The sequence below is a fragment of the Geodermatophilus arenarius genome (assembly GCF_042654585.1).
GTDB classification, from domain to species: Bacteria; Actinomycetota; Actinomycetes; order Mycobacteriales; family Geodermatophilaceae; genus Geodermatophilus; species Geodermatophilus arenarius.
Genome location: NZ_JBHSGR010000011.1, coordinates 87,232 through 102,785, shown reverse-complemented (window position 1 = coordinate 102,785; position 15,554 = coordinate 87,232). Strand labels below are relative to the sequence as shown.

Below are 15,554 nucleotides of genomic sequence, written 5' to 3'. Positions count from 1 at the left end.
CGGGGATGCTGCGCGCGCAGTTCACGTACACGGCCTCCCGCCGGCCCGGTCCCTTCGACACCGGCGCCGGCTGGAAGGTCTCGGCCATCTCCAAGGTCGGGCCGGTGTCCGACGACGTCATCCGGGCGGCGGCCCGCAACGTCGGCGGGTTCGTGCCGCCGCCGCTGCCGGAGCTGGCCTCGAAGGCCGACGTCGACGCGCTGCCGCACTGCCTGCGGCTGGACGTGCTCGACGGGCCCGAGCCGCTGGCCTGCCTGAGCTCCATCGTGGCGGCCGGGCCGGACTACTCGGGGCGGCCGAACACCTTCGCCCACGGGCTGGTCGTCTCCGGCGACGGGCTGGCGGACGGGCGGGACCGTCCCCTGCGCCCCGCCGACCTGTGGGACGCCGCCCTGTGGCAGCGGCCGCTGGGCGCCCAGGCGGCCGAGGAGACCCTGCTCGACGAGCACCTGCGCGACCTCACCCGCGGCCCGCTCGACGACGCCGCCCTGGAGGCCTTCACCCGCGCCCACCCGGACCAGCGCGAGCTCGTGCTCGCCGCGGTCGAGCGGTTCCTGGGTGGCGCCGGCCCGCTGGTCGTCGTCGGTGACGGGTCGTTCTCCTCGGTGGCCACCTGGCTGCACCTGGCCGGGCGGCTCCTGTTGCCCACGTCGGCGTGGCGGCTGCCGTTCAGCACCTACGAGCGGCTTCGGGATCCCCGCACGGCCACCGGCTGGCGGTTCGCCGTCGTCGGTGTGCCGGCGGCCGACGCCGCGGCCGCCGCGGCCCTGCCGGGCAGCCGGTTCACCGTGCTCCGCGACGACGAGAAGCCGGTGCGCGCGGGCCTGGGGCGCTGGACCCTCCACGACGGCGCTCCCCTGACGGCGGGGCCCTGGGCGCGGCTGGCCGAGTCGGTCATCAGCGCCGAGTTCCTGCCGGTGGTGACCGACCAGGTGGAGGCCCTGGCCGCCGCGGTGGGGAACTCGACCGCCGACCGGCCGATGTGGGCCCTGGGTGCCGCGGTCCTGCTCGACGACGACCTGGCGGAGTTCTTCGGCTCGGACGCCGCGGAGGTGGCCGCCGCGCACTGGCCGGCGCGCGTGGACGCCGAGGAGGTCCTCGAGCGGGTCCTGGAGTGCGTGGAGCGGCACGCCGCCCCCGGCTCCGACGCCGCCGCCCGCATCCGCGAGCGCCTCACGTCCGATCCCGACAGCCCGCTGGCACAGCGGGCGCTGCTCCGTCCGGTCCTCGCCGCACTCGAGACGCCGGCGGACTTCGAGCGACTCCAGCACGCCTTGCCGCAACGGGCCATCGAGGTCGCTCCGGCGCTACGAACGGATCTAGGCGACGCGGTCGCCGAGGCACTCGACCAGGTGCCGCAGGCCGAGGACCCCGTTGGGGCGCTACTGGCAGTTGCCCCTGTAGTGGACAGCGTCGCGAGTTCGTTGGAGCTGCGGCTGCGGATGGTCGAGCTGGCCCGAGAGTTGGTGGTGCCCAGGCTGGTCGACCCGACGACCGATCCGATCCACCGCGGCTGGGCTCCGGTGCCGTCCTGGCTGTGGAACTCCCTGATGCCCGCACTCGCCGCCATGCCAGGACTGCAGCACGGCATGGAACTGCCCGGTAGGAACCTGTCGGCGGCGACGCATGAGTGGCTGGGGTCCCTGTCGGTCCCAGTTGGCGAGCTGACGGTCGACGCACTGCAGAGCACAGGACCGATCGAGTGGGAACGCGCCGCTTACCGGCTGTTCATACGCCGAGCAGAAGACGTCACACCGCTCGAGCGGGCAGCGGCATACCTGGGCATGGTCACTTCGAACGCGTTCACCGAGGGCATCCCGATCGAGCGCTGGGCTGGCTACGCCGCTGACGAGGTCTATCCGCGGGGGACGCTCGACGTAGTTACTGCGGTTGTCCTCATGGAGGCGCTTCCCCCGGGGATCCCGTTCGCATCAGCATTCGGCGCAGTACTGCAACGCACGCCACCCAGCGCCACCAGCCAGGCGGCGGTCGCTCAGTTCCAGCAACGGGAAGAGGAGGTCCCGGCCGCGGTACAGAAGCTGCTCGAGCGGCACATGCGCGGCAGTCAGTCCGACGACGTCCTCATCACCGCCTACAAGCAGCTCCTACCGATGCTCATACCGGTCACTGACCGGCACCCGAAATCAGCCTGGGTTCCAGTCGCTGAAGCGATGCTCCGGATCGACGTCCGCCAGCTGAGAGCGATCAAGGGCCTGCCTGATTACACCTGGCGGCCGAGCATGCCCTGGGATGAAGGTTGGGCGAAACTCCGTGAAGACCAGACCGATCCCGGCGCACGGTCACTCCTCGCTGCACACCTACTCTGCCGCGGCGCCAGAGCAGTGCACTGGCCAGAAGAGGATCGGGCATCACGGTGGCTGACCGGCGAGGGCGACCGACGCGGGCGCCGCTGGGCTGAGACGATCGCCGAGGTGTTGTTCACCAGTGGCGACCCGGAAGCTGATCTGGTCACCACCGTTGAGCGATTGGTCGCTGAGACGCCTCGCAAGCAAGGCGCTGGCAGCACCGCCGGATCCGAGGCCTACCGCCGTGAGGACTCGTGGCGCGAGGACGCCGTCGCTTGGGCTCGTCGCATCGTCGCTGAGCACCCCCGCCGTCCGTCCCCATTCCCCCGAACGCAGCGGTGAGCAGTCCCGTCCGCGGCCTCGTCGTCGGCGAGGCGACGTGGCGGCCGGGGACGGCCGGTCCGGTGCGGTGGGAGCCGCAGATGGTCTCCCCCGGCCTGTCCGGGGACGACGTCAGCCGCGTGCTCGGCGAGGCGCCGTCGGGCCTGCCGCCCGCTTCGGCGGTCCCCCGGCCGCGGGTGGAGGCCGGGCGCCCGTTCCGGCTCGCGCTGTCCCCGTTCGGGGACCGCGGGCTCGTCTGCCTGCGCGCTACCGCCGTCACGCCGCCGGACGCGTCGGGCGCTGTGCCCCTGCGCCTGACCTGCCTGGTGGTCGACCCGGACGCTGTCGGCCGGCAGCTGCCGCGCCCGGCCGAATTCTGGGACGCCCCGCTGTGGACGGTCGCTCCCGGCCGCCCGCTGCCGCCGTTGACCCCCGGTCCGATCGACGACGCGGCGCTCACCGCCTTCGCCCGCACGCACCCCGACCAGCGCGAGGTGGTGTTCGCCGCCGTCGAGCGCGCCCTCCGCGCGGGTGGGCCGCTGCTCGTCGTGGGCGACGACCCCGCCGCCACGGCTCACTGGGCCTGGCTGGTCGGGCGGCTGCTGCTGCCGATTTCGGCCTGGCGGCTGCCGTTCAGCACCCACGAGCGGCTGGCCGCCCCGCGGCCCGAGGGTGCGGTGCCCTTCGGCATCGCCGGCGTGCCCACGACCGACGCCGCCGCGGCGCAGGCGCTGGCGGCCCGGGAGTTCACCGTGCTCGCCGACGACGAGCAGCCCGTGCGCGGCGGCCGCCGGTGGTGGGCGCTGCGGTCGGGCCCGACGGTGGCCGTCGGCCCGTGGGCGCGCCTGGCCGAGACCGTCGTCGTGGCCGGGCTGCTCCCCGACGTGGCGCAGCGGATCGACGCGCTGGCCGCCGAGGCCGGGCGCCCGGCCACCCGCAAGCCGATGTGGGCGCTCGGCGCCGCGGTGCTGCTGCTCGACGACGTCGACGACCTCGGCGACCTCGCCGCGGACGCCGCCGACCTCGTGCGCGAGCAGGAGCCGGCCGGGCTCGCCGGCGACGGGCCATTGCTGCACCGGCTGGCCGGCCTGCTCACCGCGCACACCCGTCCGGTCGTCGACGAGGCGGTGACCCAGGGCTCGCCCTCCCGCGTCGACGCGCTGTGGCAGGACGTCCGCACGCGCGTCGTCCCCGAGGCCGGTGAGGCGCTGACCCGCAACCTGTCCCGGCTGTCCGGCGTGGTCCGGCGCGGGCTCGAGGCGGCACACGACCGGGCGCGGGAGCGGCGCGGCGACGACCTGCCGGGCAGCCTGCTCGCGGTCGCGGCACTGCTGGACGCCGATGCCCCGGCTGCGGACCGCCGAGAGGTCCTCGACCTGGCCTGCGACGTGCTCGTGCCCGCGCTTCTCGACGCGCGCACCGACCCGCTGCGCGCAGGGTGGTTGCCCATTCCCGGGTGGCTGTGGGAGGAACTTGTCCCCGAGCTCGAGGCGGCGCCGCTGTTCGAGGACGGCGGCCGGCTGCCCGGGACGGTGCTGTCGCCTCGCGTCCACCGGTGGCTGGGTTCGCTGTCCCTGCCGGTGGGGCAGCTCCGCGTCGAGGCGTTGCAGCGCACCGGCCCGGTCGAGTGGGAGCGGGCCGCCCACCGCGTGTACGTCCTGCGCTCGGCCACCGTCTCCCCACTGGAGCGGGCGGCGGCGTTCCTCGGCAGCGTCTCCTCGACGGTGGCCAACCGGGGAGTGCCGGTGGAGGCCGTGGCCGCGCAGGCGGCTGGCAGCACCTACCCCGGCGACTCGTTGGACGCGGCCACGGCCTCTGTCCTCATGGCGGTCCTACCGGTCGGGTTCCCCTTCTCCTGGGCGCTGGCACCGGTGCTGCAGCGCACGGCTCCCAGCGCCACTACGCGGGCAGCGGTCGCCCGGCTGCGTGAGCGCGAGGTGGTCCCGATCGCCCTGGCGGACGTGGTGGAGCGGCACGAGCGCTGACGACCGGTGGTCGGCGAGGGGTCACCTGCCGGGGTCACCGCACACGGATGACCCCGGCGAGCGACCACTCGTCGCCGGGTGTCGACCTGCGGTCTCCTCCGGACGGCCGAGACCGCAGCAGGTCGATGACCGGCGCGGGGTCAGCCGGCGAGCAGGTCAAGCAGCCGGTCGAGGTAGGGCACCTGGCCCTTCACCAGCTTGGCCCGCGCCTCGTCGACGCCGAACCAGGCGGCGCGGTTGATCTCGGGGAACTCCTGCACCCGCCCCGACCGCGGCGGCCACTCGATCGTGAACGTGTTGCTGACGGCGGCGTCCGCGTCGAGATCGCCCTCGCCGGCCCACACGGTGAGGACCTTGCCGCTGGTCCGCAGCTCACCGAGCGGCACCAGCGACGTCGCCGGCACCGGGCTGCCGAGCTCCTCCTCGAACTCGCGGTGCGCGACCGCGAGCGGGTCCTCGCCGTCGGCGTACTCACCCTTCGGGAACGACCAGGCGCCGTCGTCCTTCCTCGCCCAGAACGGCCCGCCCATGTGACCGAGCAGCACCTCCACGTGCGGCGCGCGCCGGTACAGCAGGACCCCCGCGCTCCGTCTCGGCACCGGCTCAGCCTGTCACGGGCAGCGCGGTCCCCGGTCGCCGTTGCCGCGGCCGTTGCCGCGGCCGTCCTGGCCCCGGCCCGGCGGGTCGTCGCAGGGGACCGGGGGCTCCGCGGTCGGGACGGGCGCGGCCGTCGTCGGAACGGGCGTCACCGCCGGGACGGCGGCCGGCACCCCGGCGACTCCCTCCGGGACGGCGGCCGGGGAGGTCGGGGACGGCGGGGGCGCGGCCGACGACGGGTGCGGCGACGCGGGGCGCGCGACGGGGTCGCTCGGCGTGGCCGTCCGCACGACGGGCGGCGCCGCGTCCACCGCCGTCCCGCTCACGGCCGGCGCGACCAGCACCGCCAGGCCGCTGACGGCGAGCAGCACCGCGAGTGCACCGAGCACCGCGAGCCACCGCCGGCGCGACGGCGGCCGCGCCGCCCGGTGCCGCGAGGAGGTGGGCAGCCGGTCCGTGTCGAGCCCGTCGGAGAGCCCGTCCAGCAGACCGCCGGACGGGCCGTCGGGCGGGGGCTCGGGAGCGGTGCGCACCCGGCCGAACGTACGGACGGGACGACCCGGTTCCGGCCACCGACCCGCTCCCCCGTGCCCGCCCGGCAACGTCTCGGCGCTCCCGTCACACCCGCCCCAGACGCTCCACGCGGATGACCGGACCGGTCCGTCCGGGCCGGTAGACAGGACGCATGAGCACCACGGACACCCGCCCGCATCCGCACGACGGGGTCCGGGCTGCCGTGGCGATCTCGGCCACCAGCACGCCGGTGCTCTCCTACGCCCTCGCGCACAACCGGGTGCCGGTCGTGTCGCGGCTGGCGTTCACCAACCACGGCGCGGCGGTCCGCGGCGCCACCGTGCGCCTGGGCGTCCAGGACGCCGAGGGCCCCATCGGCAGCCCGGTCGAGCTGCTGGTCGACCTCGACGCCGACACCACGACCGTGCTCAGCGACGTCGGCCTGGTCATGGACCCCGCCGCGATGCTGCAGATCGAGGAGCAGCGGCCCGGGTCGATCGAGATCGACGTCGCCGTCGACGGCGTGGACGTCGCCGGCACCGCCGTCCCGGTGCAGGTGCTCGCCGCCAGCCAGTGGCTGGCCACCCCGGTGCCGCTGGCGCTGGAGATGCTCGCCGCGCACGTCCTGCCCAACCACCCCGCGGTGACCGCGCTGCTGGCCGAGGCCGCCGCGGTGCTCGAGGAGCGCACCGACGACCCGTCGGTGCAGGGTTACCAGGCCGGTCCCGAGCGGGTCGACGAGATCGTCGCCGCGATCGCCGCGGCCGTGCGCGCCCGCGGCATCCGCTACAGCGAGCCCCCGGCCAGCTGGGCCGACATCGGCCAGAAGGTGCGCACCCCCGGCGACGTGCTCGACGGCCGGGTGGGCACGTGCCTGGACACCGTCGTCGTGCTCGCCGCCGCGCTCGAGGCCGCCGGCGTGCGGCCGCTGCTGTGGGTGGCCGAGGGGCACGCCTTCCTCGGCTACTGGCGCGAGGAGCGCACCGCGGAGAGCGCGGCCACCACCGACGTCGCGCCGCTGGTCAACCTGGTCGACCTCGGCCTGGTGCGGCTGGTGGAGACGACGCTGCTGACCAGCCGCAGCGCCGAGGAGCCCGACGCCGACCGGCTGCACCGGGCCGCCTACGACGCCTGGCTGCCCGGGCCCCTGGACCGCGTCGTCGGCGTCACCGACGTCCACCGCGCCCGCCGCGACGGCATCCTGCCGCTGCCCGCCCGCACCCGCGGCCCGGACGGCTCGGTGCAGGTCATCGAGTACCGCGCGGCCGAGCACGACCCCGCCGCCCGCCCGGCCGGCCGGCACGCCGCCCCGGTCGCGGGCGGCCGCCCCGGCGTGCCGCCGCGGGTGCAGCAGTGGAAGAACGCCCTGCTCGACCTCAGCCTGCGCAACCGGCTGATCAACTACACCGAGGGCGCCGGCCTGCCGCTGGTCGTCCCCGACGCCTACCTCGCCGGCCTCGCCGACCTGCTCACCGGCGACGACGCCCTCACCCTGCTGCCCAGCGACCGGCTGGCCGCCGTGCACGTCGAGCGCGGCGTGCGCTCGGCCCGCGAGCTGCCGGTCGGCCTGCTCGGCGAGACGCTGGTGGACCGCCGCGCGGTGCACGCCGACGTCACCGAGGGCGGCTACCTGCCCCGGCTGCGCGGGCTGGCGCACCGGGCGCGGACGGTCCGCGAGGAGACCGGCGCCAACAACCTCCACGTCGCGATCGGCAGCCTGGCCTGGGAGCTCGACGGCCGGGCGCTGCGCTCGCCGCTGGTGCTGCTGCCGGTGGTCCTCTCCCCCGCGGGCCGCACCGGCGCCTACCGGCTCAGCGCCGACGAGTCCTCCGCCGCCAGCCCCAACTGGTGCCTGCTGGAGAAGCTGCGCCAGGTGCACGGCCTGACCGTGCCGGGGCTGGACGGCGAGGGCATCGACGTCGACACCGCGCTGACCGCCGTCCGCCAGGCGCTGGCCGACGCCGGGCTGCCGTTCCGCGTCGAGGCGACCGCCGACCTCGCCGTCCTGCAGTTCGCCAAGTACCGGCTGTGGCGCGACCTCGACGAGCACTGGGCCGAGCTCACCGCCAACCCGCTGGTGCACCACCTCGTGCACGCCCCGACCGAGGCGTTCGCCGACCCGGTGCCGGCCGCGGCCGCCGACGTCGACCTCGACGAGCTGGCCGCCCGCTGCCCCGTCCCCGCCGACGCCTCGCAGCTGCGCGCGGTGGCCGAGGGCGTCGCCGGGCGCACGTTCGTGCTGGAGGGCCCGCCCGGCACCGGCAAGTCGCAGACCATCACCAACCTGCTCACCCGCGCGGTCGCCGACGGCAAGCGGGTGCTGTTCGTCGCCGAGAAGCGGGCCGCGCTCGACGTCGTCGCCCGGCGGCTCGAGGCGGTCGGCATGGGCCCGTTCGCCCTCGACCTGCACGACCGGGGCGCCCGCGCCGCCGAGGTCCGCGCCCGGGTGCGCGCGGCGCTGGACCACGCCGTCGCCGTCGACGAGCAGGGCCTGGCCGCCGACGGCGACGACCTGCGCGCCGCCCGCCGCACGCTGGCCCGCTACGCCGACCGGCTGCACGCGCCGAACGCGGCAGGGCTGTCGTACTACTCCGCGCGGACGGCGCAGCTCGCGCTCGGCGACGACGTCCCGCAGCTGCCGGTGCCGCAGACCTTCGCCGCCGCCGCGCCCGCGGCGACGCTGGCCGAGGTGCGCCGCGCGCTGGCGCTGCTGCCCGACGTCGCCGACCTGGTCCGCCCCTCGCCGCGGCACCCGTGGGCGTTCGTCGACACCGCGCGGGTCGACCTGCGCGCCGCCCAGGCCGCCGCCGCCGAGGTCGACGCCGCCATGCGCGCGCTGCCGGCCGAGGAGCACCTGGCGCGGGCGCTGCGCGAGGTGCGCACCCCCGGCGACCTCGACGACCTCGCCCACCTGCTGTCCGGTCCGGCGGTGGGCTCCACGATCGGCATGGACGTCCTCGACGAGGTGCCCACCGAGCGCTGGACGACCGCGACGACGACGGTGCTCGGCGAGGTCGCCGCGTTCACCTCCGCGGTCCACCCGGGGCTGGAGCTCGCGACCCCGGAGGCGCTGGCGCTGCCGCTGGCCGACCTCTACGTCGCCGCCCAGACCGCGCAGGCCGCCCGCTGGTGGGCCCGCCGGCAGGGGCTGCGCGCGGTGCGCGTGCAGCTCGCGCCGGTGCTGCGCCCGGGTGTGACGGTCAAGCTGCGCGACGTCGCCGAGCTCACCGCCTCGCTGTGGCGGCTGCAGACCGCCGCCACCGGGATCGCCGCCCGCGCCTCGGTCATCCCCGGTCTGTCGGTGCCGGCCGGGTGGAACCCGCTGCTGGAGCCCACGCTGCTCGACGGGCAGGTCGCCTGGCTGCGCCGCGCCGGCGCGGTCGTCGACAGCGCCCGCGAGTTCGCCGTCGCGCTGCGCCGCTACGTCGTCGCCGGGCCCGGGCCGGACGCCGCCGCGGCCGCCGCCGTCGTCCGGCTGCGCGACGGGCTCGACGCGCTGCTGCGGGTCTGCTCCAGCACCCCGGCCGCGCTGGCCGCCTGGTGCGGTGACGACGGCGTGGTGCTGCGCTGGGCGATGACCCGGCCCGAGCGCGGCGTCGAGCACAGCGGGCTGATCTCGCTGCGCCGCTGGGCGGAGTTCCTCGACACCCTCGAGCCGCTGCGCGCCGCCGGGCTCACCGAGGCCCGCGCCGCGCTGGTGTCGGGCCGGCTGCCCGCCGAGGACGCCCCGCGCGCGTTCGAGCACGGCCTGGCCGCCGCGTCGTCGGCCGAGCGCCGCGCCGCCACCGGGCTGGACGGCTTCGACGAGGCCGCGCACGGCAAGGCGATCACCCGCTTCACCGCCGCCTCCCGCGCGGTGCGCCGGCACCTGGCCGCCGCGCTGCCGGCCGAGGTGCTGGCCGGCCGGGACCTCGGCCTCGCCTCTGACGGCACCGCCTCTGACGGCACCGCCGACGACCGGCTCGGCGCCCTGCAGCGCGAGCTCGGCCGCTCCCGCCGGGGCCTGGGCGTGCGCGCGCTGCTGGCCGAGTACGGCGACCTGGTCACCGCGGTCGTGCCGTGCGTGCTGGTCAGCCCCGACTCGGTGGCGCGGTTCTTCCCCGCGCGGGCCGGGTTGTTCGACCTGGTGGTCTTCGACGAGGCCTCGCAGATCCGCGTCGCCGACGCCGTCGGCGCGCTCGGCCGGGCCAAGGCCGCCGTGGTCGTCGGGGACAGCGAGCAGATGCCGCCGACGTCGTTCGCCGAGCCGGTGTCCGTCCTCGACGACGAGCTCGCCGAGCTGCTCGGCACCGCCGTCGAGGACGAGGAGTCGATCCTCTCCGAGTGCGTGCAGGCGCGGGTGCCGCGGCACTGGCTGTCCTGGCACTACCGCAGCCAGGACGAGTCGCTGATCGCGTTCAGCAACGCGCACTACTACGAGAACCGGCTGTCGTCGTTCCCGGCGCCCACCCACGGGCGGCCCTCGCCCGACGTCGACGGCCGCGGCATCTCGCTGGTCCGCGTGCAGGGCACCTTCCACCGCGCCGGCGCCGGCCGGCTGCTGCGCACCAACCCGATGGAGGCCAAGGCCGTCGTCGCCGAGGTCCGCCGCCGGTTCGACGCGGGTACGGGCGGGGATGCCACAGCGGTGCCGTCGATCGGCGTGGTCACCTTCAACACCCAGCAGCGGGCCTACATCGAGTCGCTGCTGCGCGACGCCGGCGACGAGCGGCTGACCGAGGCGCTGGACCGCACCGACGGCGAGGGCCTGTTCGTCAAGAACCTGGAGAACGTGCAGGGCGACGAGCGCGACGTCGTGCTGTTCTCCACCGGCTTCAGCCCCGACGACCGCGGCGTGCTGCCGCTGAACTTCGGCCCGCTCAACCGGGTGGGCGGCGAGCGCCGGCTCAACGTGGCGATCACCCGCGCCCGGCGGCAGGTCGTCGTCTTCTCCTCCTTCGACCCGTCGGCGCTGCGCGCGGAGCAGACGTCGTCGCTGGGCATCAAGCACCTGCGCGCCTACCTCGACCTGGCGGCGCTCGGCACCGACGCGCTGCCCCGCGAGGCCCGGCGGCCGTCGGTGCCCGACCGGCACCGCGAGGAGATCGCCGCGGCGCTGCGCGGGCGCGGGCTGGCGGTGCGCACCGACGTCGGCCTGTCGGAGTTCCGCGTCGACCTGTCCGTGGCCCGGGCCGCCACGCCGGACAGCCCGGTCATGGCGGTGCTGCTCGACGGCCCCGAGTGGGCGCGCCGCCGCACCGTCGGCGACCGCGACGGCCTCCCTGTCGAGGTGCTGTCCGGGATGCTCGGCTGGCCCGTCGTCGAGCGGGTGTGGCTGCCCTCGTGGCTGCGCGACCGCGACGCCGTCCTCGACCGCCTGGTCGCGGCGGTGGCCGCGGTCCCCGAGCCGGCACCCGCTCCCCCGGCCGCCGCCCTCACCGTGGTGGACGACGTCCCCGCCCCCGTCGTCGAGCTCCCCGTCGCCGAGCCGGAGCGGGAGACCGAGCCGCAGCCCGACCCCGAGCCGGAGTCCCGCGGGCTGCCGACGCTGCGCTCGATGGTGTCGGCCGCGGTCACCGCGCTGCCGGTGCCGCGGCACGCGCCGGTCGAGGCCCCGGTGGTGACGACGCCGGTGACCCCGGTGCCGCTGACCGTCGTCCCCGACCCCGTCGAGGAGCCCGCGCAGGAGCTGCGGTTCCGCGCGTGGGCGCCCAGGCCCGCGGGCGACCGCAAGGTCCTCGACGACCTGGCCGACCCGCGCAACGCCCGGCTCGTGCGGCGCGTCCTGACCGCCGGGGTCAAGGCGGAGGGGCCGGTGCACCGCGACCGCCTCGCGCGGCTGGCCGCCGGCGCGTTCGGGCTGACCCGGGTGAGCGAGGCCCGCCGCGACGCGCTGCTGGCCCTGCTGCCCGAGGGCTCGCTCGACGGCGACGTCGTCTGGCCCGGGACGCTGGACCGGGAGACCTGGACCGCGTTCCGCCGCCAGGCCACCAGCACCGCACGCCCGCTCGAGCAGGTGCCGGTGCAGGAGGTCGGCAACGCGATGGTCGCCCTGTGCCGCGCGTCCGACGGCCTGACCCAGGACGAGCTGTTCCTGCGCACCGGCGAGGTGTTCGGCTACCGCCGCCGCACGCCGTCGCTGGCGCCGCTGCTGGCCCGGGCGCTGGCCCGCGTCACCGCCGCCGGGCGGGTCACCGCCGGCGACGACGGCCGGCTCACCGCCCGCTGACCTCTCCGCCACGCGGTCGTGCTCTGCACACAGGTGCAGGCAGAGCACGACCGTCCGCAGGAGCACCCCGGCTGCGGGGAGGATGGAGCACCGTGAGCACCGCCGGGACGACCGAGGCGACCGCGATCCGGGACTTCGCCGCCGACGTGCGCGACGCCGTCGGGCGGCTGGCCGGGGTCGCCGAGCGCACGCCGCTGCAGCGCAACGAGCGGCTCTCCGCACTCACCGGCGCCCACGTGTGGCTCAAGCGGGAGGACCTGCAGGTCGGCCGCTCGTACAAGGTCCGCGGCGCGTACAACACGATCAGCCGCCTCGACGACGCCGCCCGCGCCGCCGGCGTGGTCTGCGCGAGCGCCGGCAACCACGGCCAGGGCGTCGCGTACGCCTGCCGGGCGCTCGGCGTGCGCGGCGCGGTCTTCGTCCCCGGCACGACGCCGCGCCAGAAGCGCGCCCGCATCCAGGCCCTCGGCGGGGACACCGTCGAGCTCGTCGTCACCGGCGACACCTACGACGACGCCGCGGCCGCCGCCGCGGCGCACGCCCGCACGACCGGCGCCACGCTGGTCCCGGCGTTCGACGCCTGGCCGGTCGTCGTCGGGCAGGCGACCGTCGCGGTGGAGGTGCTCGACCAGCTCGGCGGCCGCGCGCCCGACGTCGTCGTCCTGCCGCTCGGAGGGGGCGGGCTGCTGGCCGGCTGCGGTACCTGGCTCGCGCAGGCCGCCCCCGGCACCCGGGTGGTCGGGGTGGAGCCGGCGGGCGCGGCGAGCATGGCCGCGGCCCTGGCCGCCGGGCGGCCGGTCGAGCTGGCGGAGATCGACACCTTCGTCGACGGCGCCGCGGTCCGGCGGGCCGGGGCGGTCACCCACCCGCTGGTGCGCGACTGCGGCGCCGAGCTGGTCGCCGTCCCCGAGGGCCGGGTCTGCACCGAGATGCTCGACCTGTACCAGGTCGACGGGATCATCGCCGAGCCCGCGGGCGCGCTGGCCTCCGCCGCGCTCACCGGCGGCACCGTGCGGGTCGAGCCGGGGCAGACGGTGGTCTGCGTGCTGTCCGGCGGCAACAACGACGTCAGCCGGTACGCCGAGGTCATCGAGCGCTCCCTGGTGCACCAGGGGCTCAAGCACTACTTCCTCGTGGAGTTCCCCCAGGAGCCCGGCGCGCTGCGCCGCTTCCTCGACGACGTGCTCGGTCCCGACGACGACATCGTGCTGTTCGAGTACGTCAAGCGGGACGAGCGGGAGACCGGCGCCGCGCTCACCGGCATCGAGCTCGGCACCGCCTCCGCGCTGCCCGGCCTGCTCGACCGGATCGCCGCGAACCCGCTGCGCATCCAGCACCTGGCGCCGGACTCCCCGGCCTACCGCTACCTCGTCCGCGGCGGCGCCCCCGGCTAGACCCGGGCCAGCCCCACCACGGTGACGTCGTCGGTGCCCGCGGGGTCCAGCGCCGCGACGACGCCGTCCACGACCTCCTGCGGCTCCCCGGCCAGGCCCGCCACCGTCGCGCGCACCGCCTCCAGGCCCTCGGGCAGCGGGCGGTCGCGCCGCTCGACCAGCCCGTCGCTGTAGAGCAGCAGCCGGTCGCCGGGGTCCAGCCGCAGCTCCACCTCGGGGAAGTCGGCGTCGTCGAGGAGGCCGAGCGCCGGCCCGCGGCCGTCGGTGACCAGCCGCGCGGCGCCGTCGTGCGCGTGCACGGCGGGCAGGTGCCCGGCGTTGGCCAGCGCCAGCGCGCCGCCGGCCGGGTCGAGCTGGACGACGAGGGCGGTCGCCATCTCCCCCGGCAGCAGCGCGGCGACCAGGCGGTTGAGCTCGGCCAGCGCCGCGGCCGGGCCCTCGTCGCGCAGCAGCGCGGCGCGCAGCGCGTGCCGCAGCTGGGCGGTCACCGACGCGGCGGTCAGGCCGTGCCCGGCGACGTCGCCGAGCACCACGGCCAGCCGGCCGCTGGGCAGCGGCACCAGGTCGTACCAGTCGCCGCCGACGACGTCGGCCTCGCTCGGCCGGTACCGCGCGCCGAGCGCGACGCCGGGCACCTTGGGCAGCTCCTCGAGCAACAGGGTGCGCTGCAGCGCGGCCGAGAGCCGGTCGTCCTCGCCGGCGCGGGCGAGCCTCGCCTCGCCGAGGTGGCCGGCCAGCGCGCGGGCGGCGGCGACCTCGTGCTCGCGCCACGGGCGGGCGGTGCCGCGCACGGTCTCGGTCCAGCGGGCGAACGACCGGCGCGGGGACAGCCGCCCGTCGGTGACCTTCGACGTGTGCGGGTCGCCGCCCCAGCTGACCTCGCGCGGGGTCTCGGGTCGGAACCACGCCAGGAAGTCGCCGCGCCCGCCGCCGACCTCGACGGCGAGCACGCCGCTGGCGTCGTCGGCGAGGTCCTCGAAGCCGGGCAGCGCGAGGGTGAGCCGGTCGGTCGCGCCGCCGACCCGCAGCACCGCGGGGACGACGGCAGCGACCCGCTCGGCCGGCGGGGTGCGCCCGAGCAGGTGCAGCCGCCCGTCGAGGCGGACCGCGGCGCCGGCGGCGGGCAGCAGGTCCAGCGCGGTGAGGTCCCCGTCCACGAGCGCGGCCGCGGGCGTGCGCGGCGTGCGGCCGATCGCGGCCACCAGCTCCGCCTCCCGTTGCGCGACGGCGACCACCCGGTCGCGCTCGCCGGCCTCGACGGTGGTGTGCAGCAGCAGCGAGGCGGTGCGGCCGAGGAACTCCGCGGCGGTGCGGTCGGCGTAGGAGGGGCGGTGGGCGCCGCTGTAGCCGTGGCAGGCGACGAGTCCCCAGAGCTTCCCGCGGTCGATGAGCGACACCGACATCGACGCGGTGACGCCCATGTTGGCCAGGTACTCCAGGTGCACCGGCGAGACGCTGCGCAGCACCGCGCCGGACAGGTCCAGCGGCCGCCCCGTCCCCGGCACCAGCGGCGGCTCCAGCGGGACCGGCGTGTAGGTGGCGTCGGGGATCAGCCGCATCCAGTTGGTGGCGTAGAGGGCGCGGGCCTGGGCGGGGATGTCACCGGCCGGGTAGTGCAGGCCGAGGAAGGGCTCGAGGTCCGCCCGCCGGTCCTCGGCGACCACCTCGCCGTTCCACTCGGCGTCGAAGCGGTAGACCATCACCCGGTCGAAGCCGGTCAGCGCCCGCACCTCGCGGGCCAGGACGGCGGTCAGCCCCTCCAGCGACGTCGGCGCGGACAGCCGCTGCAGCACGGTCGGCAGCCGCCGGTGCCAGGCCGCGCCGGCCTGCCCGGCGCCGGCGACCGGCTCCCACTCGGTGACCAGCAGGTCGCCGCTGCGGGACAGGACCAGGTCCAGCTCGGTGCCGGCGGGCGCCACCCGCAGCGGGTCGGCCTCGACGAGGTCCGCGGCCAGCGCCGCCCGCAGCCGGTCGATCTCGGCGGGGGTCAGCAGGTCGGCCAGCGTGCGGCCGGTGGGGTCGGTGCCGAGGACGGCGGCGGCGTTGGCCGAGGCGACGACGACGGCGAGGTCGGGCTCGGTGACGGCGAGCAGCGCGCCGTGCGGCTGGATCGCGCCGGGGACGGCGATCGGCTCCTCGGCGCAGCGGGCGAGCGCCTCGTCGTCGACCACACGGCGGAGCGGGTCGGGAGCCGGGGACGGGAGGGTCGGGGCGGCGCTCATCGCGGCCG

General features: G+C 76.8%; 7 protein-coding genes. 4 read left to right on the top strand and 3 right to left on the bottom strand.

Features of this window, described 5'->3' with window-relative positions:
- Window positions 1-5 precede the first annotated feature (5 nt).
- The gene (locus ACFO3M_RS11895) at window positions 6-2,648 is read left to right on the top strand and encodes a GAP1-N2 domain-containing protein (protein WP_387988803.1); all 2,643 of its coding nucleotides are present in this window, start codon (window positions 6-8) and stop codon (window positions 2,646-2,648) included.
- Entirely contained in the window at window positions 2,645-4,612 is a 1,968-nt protein-coding gene (locus ACFO3M_RS11890; RefSeq protein WP_387988802.1) for a GAP1-M domain-containing protein, read from the top strand. The genes ACFO3M_RS11895 and ACFO3M_RS11890 overlap by 4 nt, the downstream gene beginning before the upstream one ends.
- A gap of 140 nt (window positions 4,613-4,752) precedes the next feature.
- Here ACFO3M_RS11890 and ACFO3M_RS11885 read toward each other — a convergent pair whose 3' ends face one another.
- Window positions 4,753-5,211, bottom strand: a complete 459-nt coding sequence (locus ACFO3M_RS11885; protein WP_387988801.1) for an NUDIX hydrolase — start codon at window positions 5,209-5,211, stop codon at window positions 4,753-4,755.
- 12 nt (window positions 5,212-5,223) lie between these two features.
- Window positions 5,224-5,742, bottom strand: coding sequence for a hypothetical protein (locus ACFO3M_RS11880; protein WP_387988800.1), 519 nt, complete (start codon window positions 5,740-5,742; stop codon window positions 5,224-5,226).
- Window positions 5,743-5,894: 152 nt separating this feature from the next.
- Here ACFO3M_RS11880 and ACFO3M_RS11875 point away from each other — a divergent pair, with 152 nt between their 5' ends.
- Entirely contained in the window at window positions 5,895-11,930 is a 6,036-nt protein-coding gene (locus tag ACFO3M_RS11875; RefSeq protein WP_387988799.1) for a DUF3320 domain-containing protein, read from the top strand.
- A 92-nt stretch (window positions 11,931-12,022) separates the two neighbouring features.
- On the top strand, window positions 12,023-13,324 hold the full coding sequence (ilvA, locus tag ACFO3M_RS11870; RefSeq protein WP_387988798.1) for a threonine ammonia-lyase IlvA: 1,302 nt from the start codon (window positions 12,023-12,025) through the stop codon (window positions 13,322-13,324).
- Here the strand turns inward: ilvA and ACFO3M_RS11865 are convergent.
- Window positions 13,321-15,546 carry a SpoIIE family protein phosphatase gene (locus tag ACFO3M_RS11865; protein WP_387988797.1) on the bottom strand — a complete coding sequence of 742 codons (2,226 nt, stop codon included), beginning with the start codon at window positions 15,544-15,546 and terminating at the stop codon, window positions 13,321-13,323. The two genes, ilvA and ACFO3M_RS11865, sit on opposite strands and share 4 nt — an antisense overlap.
- Between the last annotated feature and the right edge of the window lie 8 nt (window positions 15,547-15,554).

What these genes read in the sequence shown, in the direction of transcription:
- ACFO3M_RS11895 (WP_387988803.1), top strand. Translation starts at nt 6, where the DNA reads ATGCTGCGCGCGCAGTTCACGTACACGGCCTCCCGCCGGCCCGGTCCC.
- ACFO3M_RS11875 (WP_387988799.1), top strand. Translation starts at nt 5,895, where the DNA reads ATGAGCACCACGGACACCCGCCCGCATCCGCACGACGGGGTCCGGGCT.
- ACFO3M_RS11865 (WP_387988797.1), bottom strand. Translation starts at nt 15,546, where the DNA reads ATGAGCGCCGCCCCGACCCTCCCGTCCCCGGCTCCCGACCCGCTCCGC.